The sequence below is a fragment of the Sphingomonas sp. NFR04 genome (assembly GCF_900114095.1).
Classification (GTDB): domain Bacteria; phylum Pseudomonadota; class Alphaproteobacteria; order Sphingomonadales; family Sphingomonadaceae; genus Sphingomonas.
On the sequence record NZ_FORV01000004.1, the window covers coordinates 175596 to 196082 of the forward strand.

The window sequence follows — 20487 nt, forward strand, 5'->3', positions numbered from 1 at the left end:
GCCAGCTCAGGCGACGCTCGGCCCGGTGATCGCCTCGATCCGCCTGCGGCGGCCGGGCGCGGTGGCGATCAGGAACAGGCCGCCCGCGATCATCGGCAGGCACAGCCACTGGCCCATGTGCAGTCCGGTCAGGTCGACCAGCCAGACCAGCTGGCGATCGGGCTCGCGGAAGAACTCCACGAAGAAGCGGCACATGCCATAGCCGAGCAGGAAGATGCCGGCGAGCTTGCCCGGCTGGTAGCGCGCATCGGTGCGCCAGAAGAAGAACCACAGCACCGCGAACAGCAGCAGGCCTTCCAGCCCGGCCTCGTAGAGCTGGCTGGGGTGACGCGCCGGCTCGGGAATGCCGGCGGGCACCGTGCCGCGGAACACGATCGCCCAGGGCACGTCGCCCGGCTTGCCCCACAGCTCGCCGTTCACGAAGTTGGCGAGGCGGCCGAAGAACAGCCCGAAGGGCGCGCAGCACACGACATAGTCATGCACGCGCAGCCAGTTGAGCTTGTTCTGCCAGGAAAGGTAGATAATCGCCAGCGAGGTGCCGATCACCCCGCCATGGAAGCTCATCCCGCCTTCCCACAGCATCAGGATCTGGAGCGGGTTGCCCAGCATCTCGGGCGCGTAGAACAGCACATAGCCGATGCGCCCGCCCAGGATGATGCCGAGCGTCGCGTAGAACACCAGATCGTCGGCATGGCGGCGGGCCATCGGCGCGCCGGGCTGGGCCAGCAGCTTCATCAGATACACCCAGCCGAGCAGGATGCCGGTGATATAGGCCAGCGAATACCATTTGATCTGGAAGAACCCCAGATTGATCGCCACCGGATCGAGGTGGAGATCGGTGAAATGCAGATGTCCGCCGGCAGCGGCAAGCAGGGTGGGCAGCACGGTAATCCCCGGCGTGAGAAACGACTTTACCCGGCGATAGAGCCAAAACGCCGCAAACCCAAGGGGGAGCGATCAGGCTGATCGAAAGCCCATGCTGGCGTGGGCGCGCGGCGCGCGATAGAGCCGGGGGATGGCTGGCAATACTCCATCCCGCATCAGGCTCGATCGGCGCAGATTGTTGATCGGTGGCGGCGCGGGATTGGGGCTGGTAGTCGCCTGGGGCCTGTGGCCGCGCAGCTATGCGCCGAACCTTGCCGCGGGGCCGGGCGAAAGCCTGTTCGGCGCGTGGCTGAAGATCGGCAAGGACGGGCAAATTCGCGTCGCGGTGCCGCAGGCGGAGATGGGCCAGGGCGTCTACACCGCGCTCCCCCAGATCCTTGCCGATGAACTGGGTGCAGACTGGAAGCTGGTCGGCGTCGAGCCCGCGCCGCTCAACCCGCTCTACGCCAATCCGCTGGCCGCGCAGACGCTGTTCGCGGCGGCGCTGGGCGGCCTGCCCGAGAAGGTGCAGCGCAGCCACGCCGCGCGCGCCGACCTGATGCTCACCGCCGCCTCCACCTCGGTGCGCGCCTTCGAGGACGATCTGCGTCAGGCAGGCGCGGCCGCACGGGTGCTGCTGTGCAAGGCGGCGGCGCGGCGCTGGGGCGTCGACTGGCAGGCCTGCGGCACCGCGGGCGGCACGGTGATCCACGGCAACCAGCGGCTGGGCTTCGGCGAACTGGCCGAAGCCGCGGCGCGCGAAAAGGCACCGACGCAGCTTCCCTTGCGGGGCGGCGAGGCCGGGCGGCTGCTCGGCCAGCCGCTGCCGCGGCTCGATGCACCGGCCAAGCTCGACGGCAGCGCGAACTTTGCCGCCGATGTGCGATTGCCCAACATGGCGTTCGCCGCAATCCGGCAGGGGCCGGTGGGCGAGACCGAGCTGGTCCATGTCGATCGCGCGGCCGCCAACCGCGTGCGCGGCATGCTCTCGATCGTCACCACCAAGCAATGGGTGGCGACGGTGGCGAGCAACTGGTGGGCGGCCGAACGCGCGCTGCAGGTATTGCGGCCGCGCTTTCGCAATCCGACGGCGGTGGTCAACGACGACAGCATCGACGCCGCGCTCGATGCTGCGCTGGAGGGGGAAGGCGCGCGGATCGAAGCCAGGGGCGATCTTGGCGCCGAGTTCCGCGGCGCGCGGGTGGTGACGGCGGACTATCGCGTCGGCCTAGCGCCGCACGCGCCGCTCGAGCCGATGACCTGCACGGCCGACTATGCGCATGGCCGATTGGCGCTGTGGTTGCCGACCCAGGCGCCGGGGCTCGCGCGGGCGGCGGCCGCCAAGGCGCTGGGTATCGATCCCGCGCGGGTGACGCTGCATGCGATGCTCGGTGGAGGGTCGTTCGGCGAGAAGCTGGAGGTGGATGCGGCGGTGCAGGCGGCGTTGATTTCGCAATCGGTGCAGCGTCCGGTGCAGCTGACGTGGCCGCGCGACGAGGATCTGCGGCGCGACCGCTTCCGCCCTGCTGCCGCGGCACGGCTTACCGCCAAGCTGGGACAGGGGGGTACCGTTTCCGCTTGGCTGGCCAAGATCGCCGCGCCCGCGACCGGCCGCGAGCTGGCGGCGCGGCTGCTCGCCGGCGACACGGTCGCGGCGGCGGGGCTGGCGCTGCCGGGCACGCAGGATCCCTCCGCCGTGGAGGGCGCGTTGCCCGCCTACGCCATCCCGAACCTTGCGGTGGACCATCACCCGGCCGAGATCGGCGTGCCGACCGGCTATTGGCGCTCCGGCGCACACAGCTACACCTGCTTCTTCACCGAGAGCTTCGTCGACGAGCTGGCGCATGTCGCCAATCGCGATCCGCTGTCGTTCCGCATGGCGATGCTCGGCAACCAGCCGCGGCTCGCCCGCTGCCTGCAGACCGCGGCGCAGCTCGGCGGCTGGCAGGGCGGCGAACCCGGTAGCGGGCAGGGCATCGCCGCGCATGCGTTTCGAGGCTCCTACATCGCGGTGATGGCCGAGGCGCATCTGACGCCGCAGCGCGAGATCGTCGTCGAACGGCTGGTCGCGGCGGTCGATTGCGGGCGGGTGATCAATCCAGACCTCGTCCGCCAGCAGATCGAGGGCGGACTGTTGTTCGGCCTCGCCGCAGCGCTGGGGGCGGCGACGACGTTCAGCGAGAACATCGCCGACGTCCAGACGTTCGCCGACCTCAACCTGCCGACGCTGGCCAACACGCCCGACATCACCGTCGAGATTCTGCCGAGCGGATCGGACCCGGGCGGGGTGAGCGAGATCGCCGTGCCGCCGACCGCGCCCGCCATCGCTAACGCGTTACAAACCGCCACCGGCACGCGATTCCGTCGCCTGCCCCTGCTATCGGATGCCGAATGACCCTGCCCGCCGACCATCCGAAGATCCCCCCCGCGCGTATCGGCGTGCTGCTGGTCAATCTCGGGACCCCCGATGCGCCGGACGCCGGCGCGGTGAAGCGCTATCTGGGCGAGTTCCTGTCGGACCGGCGCGTGGTCGAGATTCCGCCTTTGCTCTGGCAGCCGATCCTGCGCGGCATCATCCTGCGCACCCGGCCGAAGAAATCGGCGCACGCCTATAGCCAGGTGTGGCGCGAGGACGGTTCGCCGCTCGCCGCGATCACCAAGGCGCAGGCGCGCGGGCTGGAAGGTGCATTCGGGCCGGGCGTCACGGTTGCGCACGCGATGCGCTACGGCAAGCCTTCGGTCGGCGAGCAGGTTGCCGCGCTCAAGGCGCAGGGCTGCGAGCGCATCCTGGTGGCACCACTTTACCCGCAATATTGCGCGGCGACGACCGCAACCGCCAACGACGTCGCCTTCGCTGCGCTGATGGCGATGCGCTGGCAGCCGGCGCTCCGCACGCTGCCGCCTTATTATGACGATCCCGCCTATATCGCGGCGCTGAAGACCAGCGTCGAGGAAGGGCTGGCGGGGCTCGACTTCGAGCCGGACGCGGTGATCGCCAGCTTCCACGGCATGCCGCAGCGAACACTGGAACTGGGCGATCCCTATCACTGCCATTGCCGCAAGACCGGGCGGCTGCTCGGCGAGGCGCTGGGGCGCGAGCTGATCGTCACCTTCCAGTCGCGCTTCGGTCGCGCCAAGTGGCTGGAGCCGGCGACCGACACGACGCTGGAAGCATTGCCCGCCAAGGGCATTCGCCGCGTCGCGATCGTTGCTCCAGGTTTCTCGGCGGACTGCCTGGAAACGCTGGAGGAACTGGCCATCCGCGGCCGCGAATCCTTCCTCCAATCCGGAGGCACCGATTTCGCATATTTGCCTTGTCTCAATGATGGCGCGGCGGGCATGGAGTTGCTGCGACAGATCATCGGGCGCGAACTTGCCGGCTGGGTGGACCCCGCCTAGCCAATTCTTGGGTTTGATTGGAGAGGAATGCACATGGCACGTGTAGCGGTCGTCACTGGCGGCACCCGCGGTATCGGCGAGGCGATCAGCCTGGCCCTCAAGGAGGCCGGCATCACCGTCGCCGCCAACTATGCCGGTAACGACGAGAAGGCCGCCGCCTTCACCGAACGCACCGGCATCAAGGCCTATAAGTGGGACGTGGGCGATTTCGACGCCTGCGCAGCCGGCGTGCAGCAGGTGGAAGCCGAGCTCGGCCCGGTCGACATCGTCGTCAACAATGCCGGCATCACCCGCGACGGCACCATCCTGAAGATGACCCGCGACATGTGGGAAGACGTGATCCGCATCAACCTGGGCGGCTGCTTCAACATGGCGCACGCGGTGTTCCCGGGCATGCGCAGCCGCAAATGGGGCCGCATCGTCAACATCGGTTCGATCAACGGCCAGGCCGGCCAGTATGGCCAGGTGAACTATGCCGCCGCCAAGTCGGGCATCCATGGCTTCACCAAGGCGCTGGCGCAGGAGGGCGCGCGGTTCGGGGTGACGGTCAATGCGATCGCGCCGGGCTATATCGACACCGACATGGTCGCGGCCGTGCCGGCGGACGTGCTGGAGAAGATCGTGGCAAAGATCCCCGTCGGCCGGCTAGGCCAGGCGCACGAGATCGCGCGCGGCGTGGCGTTCCTCTGCTCGGACGACGCCGCCTTCGTCACCGGATCGACGCTGTCGATGAATGGCGGGCAGCACATGTATTGAACGAACAAGGGGGCCGGCGCCTTGCGGTGCCGACCCCCAACGTCTCTCGATACGCTACGCGAGAGCAACTGTACGCGTACAACCCGTTCTGAATAGAGCGGTTCCCTTGAGCGAACCCTGAACGACTTGGTTATTTCCCGTTCATCTTCGCACCTGCAGCACTGGCGGGCGGCGCGGTAGCCGCTAAGAGGGGCGGATGCGCTTCCGGCTCCGCTTCCTCGCTTATCCGCCGCTGGCGCTGTCGATCCTTTTTCTCACCGCCTCGGGCAAGGAACTGCGGACGCCGCTGGGCAAGGAGCCGGTGATGCATGCGACGCGCGTGTCGCTGGTGCCCGGCGATCCCGCGCGGCAGGTTATCGGACGGCTGCGATATCTGGGCGGGGTGCGGCTCACCAGCCCGGACCTGGGCTTCTCGGGCTATTCCGCGCTGAACGTGGTGGGCGATCGCTTTACCCTGCTCAGCGATCGCGGCAATCTGGTCCGCTTCCGCATGGGGGCGGACTGGCAGCCCTTCGAAACCCGATTCGCCGACCTTCCCGGCGGACCCGGGACCAGCGCCTTCAAGGGCGACCGCGACTCGGAGTCGCTCGCGCGCGACCCGGTGACCGGGACATTCTGGGTCGGCTTCGAATCGCACAATGCGATCTTCCGGTTCGATCGCGATTTTCGCGCCACGCAGGGCAGGGCCTATCCGCGGGCGATGAAGCACTGGCCGCAAAATGGCGGTCCCGAATCGATGGTGCGACTCGCCGACGGCCGCTTCCTGGTAATCGGCGAGACCGCGCGCCCGCGCGGCGGCAACGTTGATCAACGCGAGATCTTGCTGTTTCCCAGCGATCCGACGATCGGGCAACCGGAGCCGATCCACTTCGCCTATGTTCCGCCCGACGGCTATGACCCGAGCGATGCGGCGCTGTTGCCCGACGGGCGGCTACTGGTGCTGGTGCGGCGATTCGCGGTGCGCACGCTGTTCACCGTGAAGATCGAGCTGGTCGATATCCGCGGCGCCAAGGCCGGGCAGGTGCTGCACGGCACCGAACTCGCCGACTTCTCCCCGCCCTTCCAGCACGACAATTTCGAAGGGCTGGCGGTGCAGCGCGAAGGCGATTCGCTGGTGGTGTGGATGGTCTCGGACGACAATGAGCAATGGTGGCAGCAGACGCTGCTGCTCAAGTTCCGCCTGGATCTCTAGGCGCCACGCGCGCGAAAGCCAGACACGGAAAAACCCGCCACTGCCGTGCAGTAGCGGGCCAAACCGTTAATCTGAAGAGAGATCAGGCCGCTTCGGCGGTGCCAGCGGTCGCCTTGCGCACTTCGCGCTTCAGGCGACGGGCGCGCAGCGACAGATCGTCGTCGCTGCTCTTCAGCAGCCAGTTGTCCAAGCCGCCGACATGCTCGACCGAACGCAGGCCGTGCGTCGAGACGCGGAGACGGATGCTCTTGCCGAGCGAATCCGAGATCAGCGTCACATTCTGCAGGTTGGGCAGAAAGGTGCGCTTGGTCTTGTTATTGGCGTGGGAAACATTGTGTCCCACCTGCCGGCCCTTGCCGGTCAGCTCGCAAATGCGCGACATCGCTTCAAATCCTGAGTTGGGCGGTAAGCCGGAAAGGCCGCGCTGTTAGCGTCGATGCGCGTCGCAGTCAACCGATTCACGGCCAATTGCGCGCAACCTGCTCGCCACCGGGGCGTTGGGCAGGTGAAACGATAGGAGGAGATTGGGATGCGCGCAATCCTGGGGTTGCTGGGAATTCTGGTGCTGATCGCCGTGGTGCTGATCGCGCTGGGCTTTCTCAATGTCGACATCAGCGGCGGCAAGCTGCCGACGGTGGCTGCCGAAACGGGCAAGGTCTCTGTCGGCGAATCGAACAGCACGGTGCGCGTGCCTACCGTCGAGATGAAGGACAAGCAGGTGAAGCTGCCGACCATCGACGTGCAGAAGGCGCCGGAAGCGACGCCTTCGCCGGCAAAGTGACACCGGCTCCCGGCCGAATCGCGGCGGCGGCATTGCTGCCGCCGTTGGGCGTCTATCTGGAGGAGGGCGCCGGACGCCCCTTCCAGCTCGCCTGCGGGCTGACGGTGCTCGGCTTCCTGCCGGGGGCGGGCTATGCGCTTTGGCGACTGTTCCGCCGGCCGGAGCCTGCCGCCGCCTGAGCAGGGCGTGACCGCGTCGCTCGCGGCGGCTAAGCCTGGCGCGATGTTTCCTCTACCCCCTCCCATGCGTGCCGCGTTGGCCGCCGCCCAGGCTGCGGCCGATCGGGGCGAGGTGCCGGTCGGTGCTGCGGTCGTGCTGAACGGCGAGGTGATCGCAACCGCCGCGAATGCGCCACGCGCGCTCCACGACCCCACTGCGCATGCCGAGATGCTGGCGATTCGCGCCGCGGCGCAACGGCTCGGCCGCGATCGGCTGGAGGATTGCGACCTGTGGGTGACGCTGGAGCCGTGCGCGATGTGCGCGGGTGCCATCGCCCATGCCCGAATCGCCCGGCTCTATTATGGTGCCAGCGACCCCAAGGGCGGTGCGGTCGAACATGGCCCGCGCCTGTTCGGCCAGTCTACCTGCCATCATCGCCCGGAGGTCTATCCCGGCATCGGCGAGGCCGAGGCTGCGGCGCTCCTGCGGGACTTTTTTCGCCATCGCCGCTGAACCAATTTCGCTTCCGCACCGCAATAGGTTGTGAACAGGGCATCGCTGCGGATATGAGGGCGGTGCACCATGAGCGCACCTTTTCCCTGGATCGACGTAGCGATCATCTTCGTGCTGATCGCGATCAACGGCATTTTCTCGATGTCGGAGCTGGCAATCGTATCCGCCCGCCCGGCGCGGCTGGAGGCGCTGGCCCGGCTCGGCAACCGCGGCGCCAAGACCGCGATCGAGCTTGCCGAGGATCCCGGCAAGTTCCTCTCCACCGTCCAGATCGGCATCACGCTGATCGGCATCGTCTCGGGCGCCTATTCGGGCGCCAGCCTGGGCGAGCCGGTAGCGCAGCGAATCGAGGCGTTCGGCGTCTCCGCGGGGCTGGCCCACACATTGGGGATCACCTTGGTCATCGGCCTGACGACCTACGGCTCGCTGGTGATCGGCGAACTGGTGCCCAAGCAGTTCGCGCTGCGCTCGCCCGAACCGATCGCGGCCGCCATGGCGCTGCCGATGCGTTGGCTCTCCTGGGGCACGGCGCCGATCGTGTGGCTGCTCGATTCGTCGAGCGGGCTGGTGTTTCGCCTGCTCGGGCTCAAGCGCGAATCGGAAAATCGGGTTACCGCCGAGGAACTGCACCTGATCGTCGCGGAGGCGAGCAAGTCCGGCGTGATCGAGGAGCATGAGCGCTCGATCATCTCGGGCGTGGTCCGCTTGGCCGATCGGCCGGTGCGCGAAGTGATGACGCCGCGGACGCAGGTCGACTGGCTCGACGTCGACCTGGATGGCGCCGGCATCCGCGAGGAACTGCTCGCTACCCCGCACACTCGCTTGCCGGTGGCGGAAGGCTCAATCGACGCGGTGATCGGCGTGGTCCAGGCGCGCGACATCGCCGCGGCGCTGTTCCGCGGCGAGCCGCTCGACCTGCGCAAGCTGATGCGCAAGGCCCCCGTGCTGCCCGACCAGGTCGATGCGATGGACGCGCTCACCGCGCTGCGCCATGCCGAGGTGCCGATGGGGCTGGTGCACGACGAATATGGCCATTTCGAAGGCATCGTCACGCCCGCCAACCTGCTCGCGGCGATCGCCGGCGAGTTCGCTTCGGACGCCGAGCCGGGCGACAACCCCAACATCGTCGAGCGCGAGGACGGTTCGCTGCTCGTCGCGGGCGCGACCCCGGCGGACCAGCTGGCCGAGCGGCTCGGCATCGATCTGCCCGAGGATCGCGATTACGCGACGGTCGCCGGCCTGGCGCTGGCGGTGTTCAAGCACCTGCCGGTGGAGGGCGAGGTGTTCGAGCAGCAGGGCTGGCGCTTCGAGATCGTCGACCTGGACGGCCGCAAGATCGACAAGCTGCTGGTGAGCCGGGAAGGGTAAGCAGGCTCCCTATCCTCCCCCGCCAGGGAGGTGGCAGGCGTAGCCTGACGGAGGGGGAGGAAGCACGACGGCCCGAGAGGTTCTGGCATCCTCCCCCTCCGTCGCCTTCGGCGCCACCTCCCCTGGCGGGGGAGGATAGGCTTTACGGCAGCCGCATGGACAATATCGTCCAATTCCGGAATTCCACCCTCCGCCCCTTATAGTTGCGCCTCACCCCGGCGCATGGTAGCGCCCGCGGCTTGAATGGGGCCATTCCGCGTCCCTAACTTCAGGCTTTTCGGGAACCCATGTTCGCCACTCCAGCATATGCACAGGCCGCAGGCGCGGCTGGTCAGGGTAGCACTCTGGCCGGGATCGCGTCGGTAGCGCCGCTCGTCCTGATCTTCGTCGTCTTCTACTTCCTGATGATCCGTCCGCAGCAAAAGCGGATGAAGTCGCTGCAGAACGCAGTGAACTCGGTGAAGAAGAACGATACCGTCGTCACCGCCGGCGGCCTGATCGGCAAGGTCACCCGGGTCGACGAGACCGAGGTCGAGATCGAGCTCGGCCCGAACGTGAAGGTCCGCGCGATCAAGTCGACGCTCGCCGAAGTGCGCCCGCACGGCGCCAAGCCCGCGAACGACTGATGCTGGATTTCCCGCGCTGGAAGGTCTGGTCGATCACCCTCGGCCTTGCCCTGATGGTCCTGCTCGCCCTGCCGAGCCTGGTGCCGGAGAGCATCCGCAACACCTGGCCGCACTGGGTGCCCAAGCCCGCGGTCAATCTCGGCCTCGATCTCGCCGGCGGTTCGTACCTGCTCCTCGAGGGCGATACGAGCGACGTGCAGCAGACCAAGCTCGAGCAGATGCGCGAGCAGGTGCGGCTGGCGATGCGCCGCGACCCGCGCGTGGAAATCGGCGACATCTCGATCGCCGGCGGCAAGCTGAGCTTCATGGTCCGCGATCCCGGCAAGGTGGACGCGGCGCGCGAGAAGCTGCTGCCGATGACCAACGGCGTCGGCACCACCGGCCAGCGTGACTGGGAAATCCAGGTCGTCGATTCGACCCGCTTCGTGCTGACCCCCACCCAGGCGGGCCTGGCGCAGCAGATCGAAACCGCGATGAACGACGCGCGCGAAGTGGTCGACAAGCGCATCAACGCGCTCGGCACCCGCGAGCCGACCGTGATCCGCGAAGGCAGCAACCGCATCGTCGTGCAGGTCCCCGGCCTGCAGGATCCCAGCCAGCTCAAGGCGCTGCTCGGCAAGACCGCCAAGCTCGAGTTCAAGCTGGTCGATACCAGCGTGACGCCGCAGCAGATCGCCAGCGGCGACATCCCCGTCACGTCGCAGCTGCTGCAGTATGAGAATGGCGCGCCGATCGTGGTCAACCGCACCGCGATGATCACCGGCGACATGCTGGTCGACGCCAAGCAGAGCTATGACCAGCAGGGCCGCCCCGACGTGACGCTCCAGCTGGACGGCGCCGGCGCCAAGCGCTTCGCCCGGGTGACCACGGAAAATACGCAGAAGCCGTTCGCGATCATCGTCGACAACAAGGTGATCTCGGCGCCGCACATCAACGAGCCGATCCTCGGCGGCAGTGCGTCGATCTCGGGCGGGTTCACCGTCGACAGCGCCAACCAGCTCGCCATCGCGCTGCGTTCGGGCAAGCTGCCGATCAACCTGAAGGTCGTACAGGAATCGACCGTCAGCCCCGAGCTCGGCAACGACTCGATCCGCGCCGGCGTCACCGCCTCGGTGATCGCGATCGTGGCGGTGATCGTGTTCATGGTGCTGACCTATGGCCGCTTCGGCGTCTATGCGAACATCGCCGTGACCCTCAACGTGCTGATCATCCTGGCGGTGATGGGCATGCTCAGCGCGACGCTGACGCTCCCCGGCATCGCCGGCTTCGTGCTGACCATCGGTACCGCGGTGGACGCCAACGTGCTGATCAACGAGCGTATTCGCGAGGAGCGGCGACGCGGCCGCAGCGTGATGCAGGCGGTGGAGCTCGGCTACAAGGAAGCCAGCCGCACCATCTTCGAGGCCAACGTCACCCACGCGATCGCCGGCGCGATCATGCTGGTGCTCGGCTCGGGCCCGATCCGCGGCTTCGCGGTGGTGCTGCTGATCGGTATCGCCAGCTCCGTCTTCACCGCCGTGGTGTTCACGCGCATGCTCGTCACGCTCTGGCTGCGCCGCAAGCGCCCGAGCGAGATCCATATTTAAGGAAGCGCCGACATGCGGCTCCTCAAGATCGTACCCGACAACACCAATATCGGCTTCGTCCGCATCCGGTTCATCGCGTTCGCGATCACCGCGCTGCTGACGATTGCCGCAATCGGTCTCGTCGCGGTGCACGGCCTGAACTATGGCGTCGACTTTGTCGGCGGCGTGTCGATCGAGGAAAAATTTCCCTCGGCGCCGCCGACCGACCAGCTGCGCGAGACGGTGAATCAGCTCGGCTATGGCGAGGCGATCCTTCAGGACATGGGCGGCAAGAACGTCGTCACCATCCGTCTGCCGGTGCCGAAGTCGAACGATGCCGGCGCGACCAACGCGATGGTCGAGCGGGTGAAGGGCGCGGTGGCGGCCAAGTTCCCCGGCGCGACCTTCTCGACCTACTCGACGGTCTCGGGCAAGGTTTCCAACGAGCTGATCCGCAACGGCGTGCTCGCCGTGGCGCTGGCGATCATCGGCATCGCGATCTTCTCCTGGCTGCGCTACGAATGGCAGTTCGGCGTCTCGACCGCGGTCGCGATCCTGCACGACGTGCTGATGACGCTGGGCTTCTTCGCGATAACCGGCATGGTGTTCGACCTGAACATCGTCGCCGCCGTGCTGACGATCATCGGCTATTCGATCAACGACAAGATGGTGATCGACGACCGTATCCGCGAAAACATGCGCAAATACCGCAAGATGGGGATGAGCGAGCTGATCGACCTTTCGGTCAACGAGACGCTGCCGCGTACCGTGATGACCTCGCTCACCATCCTGCTCGCGCTGGCTTCGCTGCTGGTGTTCGGCGGGCACGTGCTGCGCGGTTTCACCGCAGCGATGATGCTGGGCATCGTGGTCGGCACCTATTCGTCGATCTACGTCTCGTCCTCGCTGCTGATCACGCTCGGCCTCAAGCCCGGCGTGAAGCCCGAAAAGGGGGAGTCGATCGCCGACAATGCCGAGCGCGTCGCGCCGCGCGAGCGTCCCTGACGTGAAGATCGAGCGGCGCAGCGCCGAAGGGCCGCTGATCTCCGGCTTTTCGGGCGGCGGCTTCCGGGTCGACGAGAATGTCTATCACGGGCTGATCATCACGCCGCAGCGCGCGGACGGATGGTCACCCCCGGCCGTCGCCGAACTGACCGAGGCGGATCTCGAACCCGCCTTCGTGCTGGATCCGCAGCCGGAATTCCTGCTGCTCGGCACCGGCGCTACGCTGGTGCGGCCGCCGCTTAGCCTGGTGAAGGCGCTGGAGAAGCGCGGCATCGGCATCGAGGCGATGGACAGCCGCGCGGCGGCGCGCGCCTGGGGCGTGCTTCGTGCCGAGCTCCGCTGGGTCGCGGGCGCGCTCTACCCGCTCGCCTGAGCTTCCGCGGCGAACAGCGCCGGCAGCGTGCGCTCCAGCCGCGCCAGCGCCGCCTCCCAGCGATCGGGATCGAACGGCCGGGCAAGGCGCGCGAGCAGATCGTCCTCCGGCGCCAGCGGATCGAAGCCATCGTTCAGCAGATATTGCGCGAACCATAGCTGCGCTGCCTCGCGATCGGGACGACGCGCCGTGCCGGCGGTGATGTCGGCGACGAAAGGCTCCAGCGTCGCATAGGCGTTCATCCAGGCGCCGCTGTCGAAGCGCGAATGGCGGTACATCGGCACCCCGAAGAAGGCGGCCAGCGCGAAGGTCTTGGAATCACCCACCAGCATGCCGTCGGCGAGGCGGGCCATCGCCAGCGTCGCGGGGTGCATGCCGATTCGCGGGGGCAGCAGCACGACATTGTCGCAGTCCCCGACCGCCTCGATCAGCGATGCGGCATCGACATGCGCGTCGTTGAGCGGATGGTTGCTCACCACCAGCGTGCAGCGCTCACCGAACTGGGCGGAGAGTTCGCGGACCAGCGCTGCATTGGGCTTGGTGCCCGGCCGGTGCATCGCGAAGAAGTTATCCTCGGTCTCGCATTCTAACGGCAGCAGCAGCAGCGGTCGGTCTTCGGGGATGCCCAGCCGCGCGAACAGCGCCCCGCGCTCGTCCGGCGCTGGCGCAAGGCTGCGCTGGAGCCGCTGCCAGGCGGGGGCGAGCATCGCGCGCAGGCGATCGGCTTGGTCGGAGGTCATCTCGTTCAGCAGGCCATGGTCGTGCGGCCGCTCCGTGAGCAGGATCCAGCGCGGCGGCGGGGCGAAGGGCTCGTACCGCCCTTCCATCAGCAGGCGGACGGTGCCGGGAAAATGACGCACGGTTTCGTGATCGGCGGTGCGGCACAGCACCACGTCGGGGGCTAGATCGCGGACGAAGCCGATCAGCCCCTCGGCATCCTCGGGCGCGGTGCGGGTGCTGGGGTGGTCGGCGCCGTCCATGATGTACCAGCGCAGGTCCGGCAGATCGGCACAGCGGGCCAGCTCCTCCGGCCCGATGCCGGTGCCGCGCCAGGGGGCGGGGGCTAGGACATGAATGTCATGCGCCTCGCCAAGGCGGCGGAGCATCGGCTCGACGATGTGGACGAACCACCAGTTGGTCACCATCGGCAGGTAGAAAAGTATCCGCTGGCGCTGCTCGGGGTGCGGGAGGGGCGGCAAGGGAACTCCGTCGGCGAAGGGACCTGCCTTGCTTATAGGTCCGCAAGGCGCCGGAGGACATGCGGTCGACGCAATTTGCCGCGGCCGCCCAGCGCGTGAGACTCAGGCGTGGCCTATCGCTTCGAGCGCTGCTTCGGCAGCCGCGGCATCGGGCGCCAGCAGCCAGGCCTCGGCGCCTTCGATGCTGTCGAAATAATAGGCGTCGCGGTCGCTCGCCGCCCGCTTGATCTGCATCCGCGCGAGCGACTGGGCAACGACGATGGCGAGCCGCCGCGAGGCGAATTTGGGATTGTTCAGCACATGCTTGAACGACTCGACGCTGTCCTGCGACTGGATCTTCATGCCGCGGATGTCGACCAGCGTGACATGGGCGTTGGGCGCGCATTTCAGCTGGTGATGCGCCCGGTCGCGCGCCGCTACGAAGCGGACGATGTCCTCGATGGCGAAGAAGCCGGACATCTCGATTCGGACGAGGCTTTTGGACGCGTCGACGTCGATGGAGAAGGCAGCTTCCATGGGTTCCGATCCGGCAGCGTCGCGAACCCGTGGGGACGGGCTTGGCGAAGGGGAACCTATGGAGGCGCGGGGCAGTCCTCAATTCCGTATCGTTCCGAAGGGGTTGTGAAGATACGCTCCTTCGCTTCGGTCTGGCGGGCCGTAGCTGGGCGACTGGTTACGCCCCGGGTACGGATGTTAATTTGATCAGAGAAACATGCTCTCATGATTCAAAGACACGTCATGTTTGAACCGCTGTTGGCTGCGGACCCTTCTTTCCAACCCCGCTGGAATGCGTTTCTGGCCGACTGGGGTGATGAACCTGAGCTCCCCTTTTATCTGGCCCTTAGCTCCCTCGCCGAGCACCTGCTGAAGCGCTTGGGAGACAAGGACACAGAAGGTTTTGGCCGCATCTTCAATGTTGTTGAACGCTGGCATACGGAAGGTGACGCCTACGTCAGAGAAGCGGCGAGCATAGGCCTTCTTGAGGCCTTGCAGGACAAGTCGGGCGGAAGCGGCATCCGCCCAACGACTGTCGAGCCGTGGCTCGGCCGCGAAAGCGAGCGCAGCTGGCGAATGCTGGACCGGTTTTGGGAAGGGAATGCATCGGCTCCCTGATTCGACTGCTAATTCCGCTTCTCATCAATTCGCCCAGCCGCACGCTAGCTTCCGCGGCGGCCCCCGTCGGCTGAGGGCAGGATCGTCACGATGACCCGCCGGTACCGCGTCAGCGCTGGCGTGCCCTTGTCCGTCACCGCGACGACGAAATGCACCGTCTCCGGCTTCTCCACGACCGGCGCCGTCGCGTTGGCGCGGTAGATGTTTTCGGGGCGGTTGATCGGCACCGGCTGCTTCCAGCTGCTCGCCTCCGGATAGGGAAACCAGGCGAAGGAGAGGCTGTCGCCGTCCGGATCGGTGCTCGGCGAGGCATCCAGCACGATTTTCTCGCCCGAATGGACGGTCAGCCGGTCGGCATGGGCGAGGCGCGGGACGGGCGGGTGGTTGGCCTCGGCATAGGCCCGCGTGGTCCAGGCGATGCGCGCGGCCATGTCGTTCTGATAGGCGTCGCGCCAGCGCCACACCGTCACCATTGGCCCGCGAAAGGTCTTTTCCGAGGCGACCGGCCGCGAATAGGGCGTCGGCACCATCGGCGTGTAGGCGTCGTCGGCGTTGGTCCAGATCGGCCGCGTCTCGGGCGCGAGCGGGATGCCGCCGGTCACCGTCTCCCCGGCGGCGAAGGGGCGGGGGACATAGCGCTCGTAGCGACCGCCCCAGCCGCCCCATTCGGGATGCTCGGGGTCGCTGAGGCCGGTCGGGATCAGGTTGAGGAACGACGGCGTGTCGCCCTCCATCGTCCAGGCGACGTCGGGATAGAGCGCGCCCAAGGCCCCATGCCCCTGCTGGATGTTGCGGGCGATCCAGTCGTTGGAGACCGTGCCGTTGTCGATCCCCTCGATCGGCGTGCTCATGCCGGTCCAGCTGCCGTTGCTGTAGGGCCCGGTGCTGACGATGTAGAATAGGTTCGGGAATTCGCGGCGGAGCCAGGCGCCCGAATCGTCCTGGTCGGAGATGGTGTAGACGCGCAGCTTGGCGATCAGCCGCGCCGCCTCGGCCGGGCTGCGGGTGGCGCGGAGGGTGTACAGCGCCTGCGCCAGCGTGTTCGCGCCGCCCCACACCGCCACCCAGAGCGGCCGCGGATCGGGGCGCTCCAGCGCGCGGAGGAGCAGCGCGGACCCGGCGCTGTCCTTGCCCGTGCCGACGCTGGCCATGCCATAGCCGGGCTGGCCGCGCTGGATCAGCGCCAGCAGTTGCGCGGGCGACGGATAGCCGGGGGCGTTGCGCAGCAGGTTGAGCTGAACCTTGCCATAGCCCGCGACGATCCGCCGCATCGTCTCCGGCTGCGGATCGGTCTTGAGCCAGATCGAGGTGGTGGCGATCAGCCCCTCGATATCGATCTCGTTTGCGTAGAGCAGCAGGCGGATCAGCGACTGGCTGTCGTCCGCCTCCGCCTCGATGTCCGAGAGGACGATCAGCCGCTGCTTCTCGACCACCGGATCGCTTGCCGCCTGCGCCGGTGCCGCTACGGCGAGCACCGCCGCCAAACCGATGCCGAACCCTCGCATGCGCCACCCCCCCCTCGCGTTTGGTGGGAGCCTAGAGGGGCGGGGCGGCGCCTGTCACGGAAAAGCTGCGAACTTCAGCCCTTTGTCGCCTGGTACTTCGCGCGGAAATCATTGGCGAAGGCGGTGAGCCGCTGCTCCTCGATTGCCGCGCGCAGGTCGGCCATCAGGGCCTGGTAGAACCACAGATTATGCTCGGTCATCAGCATCGCGCCCAGGATCTCGCCGGCGCGGACCAGGTGGTGGATATAGGCGCGGCTCCAGGTGCCGCAGACCGGGCAGGCGCAGGCGGGGTCGAGCGGGCCCTGGTCCTCGGCGAACCTGGCGTTGCGGATGTTGATCGGCCCATGCCTTGTGAACGCCTGGCCGGTGCGGCCCGAGCGGGTGGGCAGCACGCAATCGAACATATCGATGCCGCGCTCGACCGCGCCGACGATGTCGTCGGGCTTGCCGACGCCCATCAGGTAGCGCGGCTTGGTCTCGTCGAGCTGGCCGGGGGCATAGTCGAGCACGCCGAACATCGCCTCCTGGCCCTCGCCGACCGCAAGCCCGCCGACCGCATAGCCGTCGAAGCCGATGTCCTTCAGCGCATCGGCGCTGGCCTTGCGCAGCCCTTCGTCGAGCGCGCCCTGCTGGATGCCGAACAAGGCGGCGCGGGCGGCATGCTCCTCGCCCGAATCGAAGCCGGCGCGGCTGCGCTTCGCCCAGCGCATTGAGCGCTCCATCGCCTTGGCCTGCACCTCGCGGGTGGAGGTGGTCGGCACCAACTCGTCGAACGCCATGACGATGTCGGAGCCGAGCAGCCGCTGGATTTCCATCGAGCGCTCGGGGCTCATCATGTGGCGCGAGCCGTCGAGATGCGAGGCGAAGGCGACACCTTCCTCGCTGCGCTTGGTCAGCTCGGACAGGCTCATCACCTGATAGCCGCCCGAATCGGTGAGGATCGGGCGGTCCCAGCCCATGAACTTGTGCAGCCCGCCCAGTTTGTGGACGCGCTCGGCGGTGGGACGCAGCATCAGGTGATAGGTGTTGCCGAGCAGGATGTCGGCGCCGCTTGCGCGCACGTCCTGCGGCTTCACGGCCTTGACGGTGGCGGCGGTGCCGACCGGCATGAAGGCGGGGGTGCGGATCTCGCCGCGCTGCATGGCGATGGTGCCGCGACGCGCCTTGCCGTCGGTGGCGTGGATGGTGAACTGGAAACGGGGCATGCGTGGCTATTGGCGCGTTTGGGCCCGGAATCCAAGGGAGGGCCGTGTGGCGGAACAGGACGACGAGCTGCGGGCAATGGCGACGCATCGTGGGCTGAAGCTGGTGAAGTCGCGGCGGCGCAAAGCGGGCGGGGATTTCGGGCTGTACGGGCTTAAGGACGCGGGCGGGGCGGAGGTGTTCGGCTTCGGGGCGGACGGGCTGACGGCGGATGCGGACGCGATCCGAGATTACCTGCGCGGCGGGATGCGGAGCGACTGGAGCACGTCTGTCGAGACCACGCCGGGGCCGAAGCGCGCGCCCAAACCCAAGCCCGCCCCCAAGCCGAAGCCCGCGCCGCCGCCCAAGCCGCGCTTCAAGCCCGAGGTCGCCAATCTGCTGCGCGACCTGCCCGAGGCGAAGGAGGACGAGGCGTTCGACGATCTGCTCAAGCGCCCGGGGGTGCGGATCGAGCGGATCGTCTCGCGCGGGCAGGCGACGCCCGAGGATGCGCCGATGGTGCAGGGCTGGGACGAATGGGTGATCCTGCTCGAAGGTGCGGCGGGGGTTCGGATCGAGGATTCGGCCGAGGTGCGGCTGGGGCCGGGCGACCATCTGGTGATCGCGGCGGGGCAGAAACATTGGGTGACATGGACCGCGCGCGACCGGCCGAGCGTTTGGCTGGCCGTACATCTGGACGGATAGGAGCAGGACCCATGGCTGAACCCCTCAACCCCGGCGACGACGCAGCGCCCGGCACGCCCGGCACCGGCGAAGACGTCTGCCGCCGCTGCGGCGGCTCTGGCCGGATCGATGGCGGAGAATGCCCGAACTGCGGCGGGACGGGCAAGGTGGTGGAGGGGATCGGCGGGGGCTAAACGCCGGAAGGGAGACAGCGCCTCTCGCGTCCCGTGCCCCTGCGAAAGCAGGGGCCCAGGGTCGCGGGCGATTCCCTTTCCTACCCTGGGCTCCTGCTTTCGCAGGAGCACTAGGGATTACGGCAGCAACAGCCCCGCCAGCGCCGCCGACATCAGGTTCGCAAGGCTGCCGGCGATCAGCGCCTTGATCCCTAGCCGCGCGATTACCGGGCGCTGGTTGGGCGCGAGGCTGCCCGTCGTCGCCATCTGGATCGCGATCGAGCTGAAATTGGCGAAGCCGCACAGCGCAAAGGTGATGATCGCCTTGGAGCGCGGCGCGAGGTCGGTCGCCTTGCCGAGCTCGATGAAGCCGACGAACTCGTTCAGCACCACCTTGGTGCCGAACAGCCCGCCAGCCGTGAGCGACTCGTGCCAGGAGATGCCCAGCAGGTACATCACCGGCGCGAAGATCGCCCCGATGATCGCCTGGAAGCTGAGGCCGGGATGGCCGAACCAGCCGCCGACCATGCCGAGCAGCCCGTTCGCCAGCGCCACCAGCGCGACGAAGGCGAGCACCATCGCGCCCACCGCCACCGCGATCCGCACGCCGGTCGACGCGCCATTGGCCGCCGCCATGATGATGTTGGCGGCGCGCTCTTCCTGGAAATCCTCCTCGGCGACGCGGATCACCTCGTCCTCGCCCGACATCGGCGCGTCGACGACCGCGGGCTCGTCCGGCATGATGATCTTGGCCATCATCAGCCCGCCCGGCGCCGCCATGAACGACGCGGCGAGCAGATAGGGGAGCGAGGCCGGCCCGAGCAGGCTGGCATAAGCGGCGAGGATCGTGCCCGCGACGCCCGACATGCCGACGCTCATCACCGCGAACACCTGCGAGGGGGTTAGGCGGGCGAGATAGGGGCGGATCACCAGCGGCGCCTCGCTCTGGCCGACGAAGATGTTCGCCGCCGCGCAGAGCGATTCGACCTTGCTCACCCCGGTCACCTTCTCGATCGCGCCGCCGATCCAGCGGACGACCAGCTGCATGATGCCGACATGGTAGAGAATCGAGACGAGCGCCGCGAAGAAGATGATCACCGGCAGCGCCGCGATCGCGAGGCTCTGCCCGCCCAGTTCGGGCTTGGCGAGATTGCCGAACAGCAGCTGGGTGCCCGCGCTGGCATAGCCGAGCAGTGCCGCGACGCCGTTCGCCATGCCGTGCAGCGCCACTTGGCCCCAGCCGGTGCGCAGGACGATGATCGCCATGCCGGCCTGGAGCAGGAAGGCAGGGACGACGACGCGCAGGCGGATTGCCCGGCGATTGCTGGAAAGCAGGAAGGCGATCGCCAAAATCGCCAGCACCCCGAAAATGCCGATCGGGAAATGAGTCATTCTGAAGTCGTAGGTCCCCATCGCCGGCGGAATCGCGGCCAGCAAACCCATCGACCATACACGCGGCGGCGCATCTTGCCAGCCGCTTGCGTTGGCCGGGGCTGGGACAGGCGGAGGCTAGCCGCGCCCGGCGACACGCTTGAGCATCGCCTCGGCAGCGGGCTGGGTGAGCGGCGTGACCGTCGGCGCATAGTCGGTGGTCGACTTCACCGTCTTGGCATATTCGTGCGGCAGCCCGGCATAGGCCCGTACCTCGCGCCGCAGCTGCACCAGGGTGCCGAACGCCTGCGCCGCCTGCGCCATCGTCTCGCCGCGGCCCACCGCCGCCATATACTGGCCGAACTGCTTCTGGTCGGCTGCGTTCAGCCGCGACATCACGAAGAAATGGGTGAGCAGCCAGGCGTGGTAGGGCGTCCAGTCCATACGCTTCGACGGCGTGTGGAGATAGCTGCCGGTCATCACCGCGGCGGTGTCGAGCCGGCCATAGGCGCGCAGCACCGCGGCGAGGCCGATCGGCTGCTGGCCATATTCGACCGAGCCGTCATGCTTGAACACCACGGTGGAGAAGATCGCGCCGATCCCGTCGAAATACCAGCGCGGATAGGCGACGGCGGCATAGTGGATCACCAGATGCTGGG

At 67.6% G+C, this 20487-nt stretch carries 23 protein-coding genes; 15 read left to right on the top strand and 8 right to left on the bottom strand.

The window, feature by feature from the left end:
* Positions 1-6 precede the first annotated feature (6 nt).
* The gene (gene lgt, locus BM009_RS13260) at positions 7-885 is read right to left on the bottom strand and encodes a prolipoprotein diacylglyceryl transferase (protein ID WP_093296892.1); all 879 of its coding nucleotides are present in this window, start codon (positions 883-885) and stop codon (positions 7-9) included.
* A gap of 130 nt (positions 886-1015) precedes the next feature.
* On the opposite strand from lgt, the gene BM009_RS13265 reads away from it, so the two are divergent.
* The 4 genes from BM009_RS13265 (at position 1016) to BM009_RS13280 (ending at position 6211) form a co-directional block, all read left to right on the top strand.
* Positions 1016-3259: a xanthine dehydrogenase family protein molybdopterin-binding subunit gene (locus BM009_RS13265; RefSeq protein WP_093296894.1), complete on the top strand. Its 2244-nt coding sequence runs from the start codon at positions 1016-1018 to the stop codon at positions 3257-3259.
* Positions 3256-4263, top strand: coding sequence for a ferrochelatase (gene hemH / locus BM009_RS13270; protein WP_093296895.1), 1008 nt, complete (start codon positions 3256-3258; stop codon positions 4261-4263). The genes BM009_RS13265 and hemH overlap by 4 nt, the downstream gene beginning before the upstream one ends.
* A gap of 33 nt (positions 4264-4296) precedes the next feature.
* The gene (gene phbB, locus BM009_RS13275; protein ID WP_093296897.1) at positions 4297-5019 is read left to right on the top strand and encodes an acetoacetyl-CoA reductase; all 723 of its coding nucleotides are present in this window, start codon (positions 4297-4299) and stop codon (positions 5017-5019) included.
* Between the two features lie 196 nt (positions 5020-5215).
* Entirely contained in the window at positions 5216-6211 is a 996-nt protein-coding gene (locus BM009_RS13280; RefSeq protein WP_093296898.1) for an esterase-like activity of phytase family protein, read from the top strand.
* A gap of 82 nt (positions 6212-6293) precedes the next feature.
* Here the strand turns inward: BM009_RS13280 and rpmB are convergent, their stop codons facing one another.
* Positions 6294-6593, bottom strand: coding sequence for a 50S ribosomal protein L28 (gene rpmB, locus BM009_RS13285; protein WP_093296900.1), 300 nt, complete (start codon positions 6591-6593; stop codon positions 6294-6296).
* Positions 6594-6740: 147 nt separating this feature from the next.
* Here rpmB and BM009_RS13290 point away from each other — a divergent pair, with 147 nt between their 5' ends.
* From BM009_RS13290 to BM009_RS13325, 8 genes are all read left to right on the top strand, one after another.
* Complete coding sequence (locus tag BM009_RS13290; protein WP_093296901.1) at positions 6741-6992, top strand: hypothetical protein; 252 nt, start codon at positions 6741-6743, stop codon at positions 6990-6992.
* A 32-nt stretch (positions 6993-7024) separates the two neighbouring features.
* On the top strand, positions 7025-7171 hold the full coding sequence (locus BM009_RS13295; RefSeq protein ID WP_254772281.1) for a YqaE/Pmp3 family membrane protein: 147 nt from the start codon (positions 7025-7027) through the stop codon (positions 7169-7171).
* A gap of 64 nt (positions 7172-7235) precedes the next feature.
* Positions 7236-7664, top strand: coding sequence for a nucleoside deaminase (locus BM009_RS13300; RefSeq protein WP_093296904.1), 429 nt, complete (start codon positions 7236-7238; stop codon positions 7662-7664).
* Between the two features lie 69 nt (positions 7665-7733).
* Positions 7734-9032, top strand: coding sequence for a hemolysin family protein (locus tag BM009_RS13305; RefSeq protein WP_093296906.1), 1299 nt, complete (start codon positions 7734-7736; stop codon positions 9030-9032).
* Between the two features lie 287 nt (positions 9033-9319).
* Positions 9320-9658 (top strand): preprotein translocase subunit YajC, encoded by a 339-nt coding sequence (yajC, locus tag BM009_RS13310; protein WP_093296907.1) that lies wholly within the window; start codon positions 9320-9322, stop codon positions 9656-9658.
* Complete coding sequence (gene secD, locus BM009_RS13315; RefSeq protein ID WP_093296909.1) at positions 9658-11244, top strand: protein translocase subunit SecD; 1587 nt, start codon at positions 9658-9660, stop codon at positions 11242-11244. Before yajC ends, secD begins: the two co-directional genes overlap by 1 nt.
* Before the next feature lie 12 nt (positions 11245-11256).
* Entirely contained in the window at positions 11257-12228 is a 972-nt protein-coding gene (secF, locus tag BM009_RS13320; protein WP_093296910.1) for a protein translocase subunit SecF, read from the top strand.
* A gap of 1 nt (position 12229) precedes the next feature.
* Complete coding sequence (locus tag BM009_RS13325) at positions 12230-12601, top strand: Mth938-like domain-containing protein (protein ID WP_093297336.1); 372 nt, start codon at positions 12230-12232, stop codon at positions 12599-12601.
* On the opposite strand, the gene BM009_RS13330 is transcribed toward BM009_RS13325, so the two are convergent.
* Both BM009_RS13330 and BM009_RS13335 read right to left on the bottom strand, forming a co-directional pair.
* Positions 12586-13800 carry a hypothetical protein gene (locus BM009_RS13330; RefSeq protein WP_093296912.1) on the bottom strand — a complete coding sequence of 405 codons (1215 nt, stop codon included), beginning with the start codon at positions 13798-13800 and terminating at the stop codon, positions 12586-12588. The genes BM009_RS13325 and BM009_RS13330 overlap by 16 nt on opposite strands.
* 102 nt (positions 13801-13902) lie before the next feature.
* Positions 13903-14316, bottom strand: coding sequence for a hypothetical protein (locus BM009_RS13335; RefSeq protein ID WP_093296913.1), 414 nt, complete (start codon positions 14314-14316; stop codon positions 13903-13905).
* Between the two features lie 222 nt (positions 14317-14538).
* On the opposite strand from BM009_RS13335, the gene BM009_RS13340 reads away from it, so the two are divergent.
* Positions 14539-14913, top strand: a complete 375-nt coding sequence (locus BM009_RS13340; RefSeq protein WP_217644201.1) for a DUF7674 family protein — start codon at positions 14539-14541, stop codon at positions 14911-14913.
* Between the two features lie 44 nt (positions 14914-14957).
* On the opposite strand, the gene BM009_RS13345 is transcribed toward BM009_RS13340, so the two are convergent.
* Both BM009_RS13345 and tgt read right to left on the bottom strand, forming a co-directional pair.
* Entirely contained in the window at positions 14958-16418 is a 1461-nt protein-coding gene (locus tag BM009_RS13345) for a DUF1593 domain-containing protein (RefSeq protein ID WP_093296916.1), read from the bottom strand.
* A 74-nt stretch (positions 16419-16492) separates the two neighbouring features.
* Positions 16493-17623: a tRNA guanosine(34) transglycosylase Tgt gene (tgt, locus tag BM009_RS13350; protein WP_093296918.1), complete on the bottom strand. Its 1131-nt coding sequence runs from the start codon at positions 17621-17623 to the stop codon at positions 16493-16495.
* A gap of 46 nt (positions 17624-17669) precedes the next feature.
* Between tgt and BM009_RS13355 the strand changes: the two genes are divergently transcribed.
* Together BM009_RS13355 and BM009_RS22630 are read left to right on the top strand one after the other, a co-directional pair.
* Positions 17670-18305, top strand: a complete 636-nt coding sequence (locus BM009_RS13355) for a cupin domain-containing protein (RefSeq protein ID WP_254772282.1) — start codon at positions 17670-17672, stop codon at positions 18303-18305.
* An 11-nt stretch (positions 18306-18316) separates the two neighbouring features.
* Positions 18317-18478 (top strand): hypothetical protein, encoded by a 162-nt coding sequence (locus BM009_RS22630; protein WP_175488012.1) that lies wholly within the window; start codon positions 18317-18319, stop codon positions 18476-18478.
* Between the two features lie 117 nt (positions 18479-18595).
* Here the strand turns inward: BM009_RS22630 and BM009_RS13360 are convergent, their stop codons facing one another.
* On the bottom strand, positions 18596-19849 hold the full coding sequence (locus BM009_RS13360) for a NupC/NupG family nucleoside CNT transporter (RefSeq protein WP_093297340.1): 1254 nt from the start codon (positions 19847-19849) through the stop codon (positions 18596-18598).
* A gap of 117 nt (positions 19850-19966) precedes the next feature.
* Positions 19967-20476: a hypothetical protein gene (locus tag BM009_RS13365; protein ID WP_093296919.1), complete on the bottom strand. Its 510-nt coding sequence runs from the start codon at positions 20474-20476 to the stop codon at positions 19967-19969.
* Positions 20477-20487: the final 11 nt, after the last annotated feature.

Excerpts from the sequence above, each read along its gene's own strand:
- BM009_RS13345 (WP_093296916.1), bottom strand. The coding sequence starts at position 16,418 with ATGCGAGGGTTCGGCATCGGTTTGGCGGCGGTGCTCGCCGTAGCGGCA.
- tgt (WP_093296918.1), bottom strand. The coding sequence starts at position 17,623 with ATGCCCCGTTTCCAGTTCACCATCCACGCCACCGACGGCAAGGCGCGT.
- rpmB (WP_093296900.1), bottom strand. The coding sequence starts at position 6,593 with ATGTCGCGCATTTGCGAGCTGACCGGCAAGGGCCGGCAGGTGGGACAC.
- BM009_RS13305 (WP_093296906.1), top strand. The coding sequence starts at position 7,734 with ATGAGCGCACCTTTTCCCTGGATCGACGTAGCGATCATCTTCGTGCTG.
- secD (WP_093296909.1), top strand. The coding sequence starts at position 9,658 with ATGCTGGATTTCCCGCGCTGGAAGGTCTGGTCGATCACCCTCGGCCTT.
- BM009_RS13300 (WP_093296904.1), top strand. The coding sequence starts at position 7,236 with ATGCGTGCCGCGTTGGCCGCCGCCCAGGCTGCGGCCGATCGGGGCGAG.
- yajC (WP_093296907.1), top strand. The coding sequence starts at position 9,320 with ATGTTCGCCACTCCAGCATATGCACAGGCCGCAGGCGCGGCTGGTCAG.
- BM009_RS22630 (WP_175488012.1), top strand. The coding sequence starts at position 18,317 with ATGGCTGAACCCCTCAACCCCGGCGACGACGCAGCGCCCGGCACGCCC.
- BM009_RS13290 (WP_093296901.1), top strand. The coding sequence starts at position 6,741 with ATGCGCGCAATCCTGGGGTTGCTGGGAATTCTGGTGCTGATCGCCGTG.
- BM009_RS13335 (WP_093296913.1), bottom strand. The coding sequence starts at position 14,316 with ATGGAAGCTGCCTTCTCCATCGACGTCGACGCGTCCAAAAGCCTCGTC.
- hemH (WP_093296895.1), top strand. The coding sequence starts at position 3,256 with ATGACCCTGCCCGCCGACCATCCGAAGATCCCCCCCGCGCGTATCGGC.
- phbB (WP_093296897.1), top strand. The coding sequence starts at position 4,297 with ATGGCACGTGTAGCGGTCGTCACTGGCGGCACCCGCGGTATCGGCGAG.
- BM009_RS13280 (WP_093296898.1), top strand. The coding sequence starts at position 5,216 with ATGCGCTTCCGGCTCCGCTTCCTCGCTTATCCGCCGCTGGCGCTGTCG.
- BM009_RS13340 (WP_217644201.1), top strand. The coding sequence starts at position 14,539 with ATGTTTGAACCGCTGTTGGCTGCGGACCCTTCTTTCCAACCCCGCTGG.
- BM009_RS13360 (WP_093297340.1), bottom strand. The coding sequence starts at position 19,849 with ATGACTCATTTCCCGATCGGCATTTTCGGGGTGCTGGCGATTTTGGCG.
- BM009_RS13265 (WP_093296894.1), top strand. The coding sequence starts at position 1,016 with ATGGCTGGCAATACTCCATCCCGCATCAGGCTCGATCGGCGCAGATTG.
- secF (WP_093296910.1), top strand. The coding sequence starts at position 11,257 with ATGCGGCTCCTCAAGATCGTACCCGACAACACCAATATCGGCTTCGTC.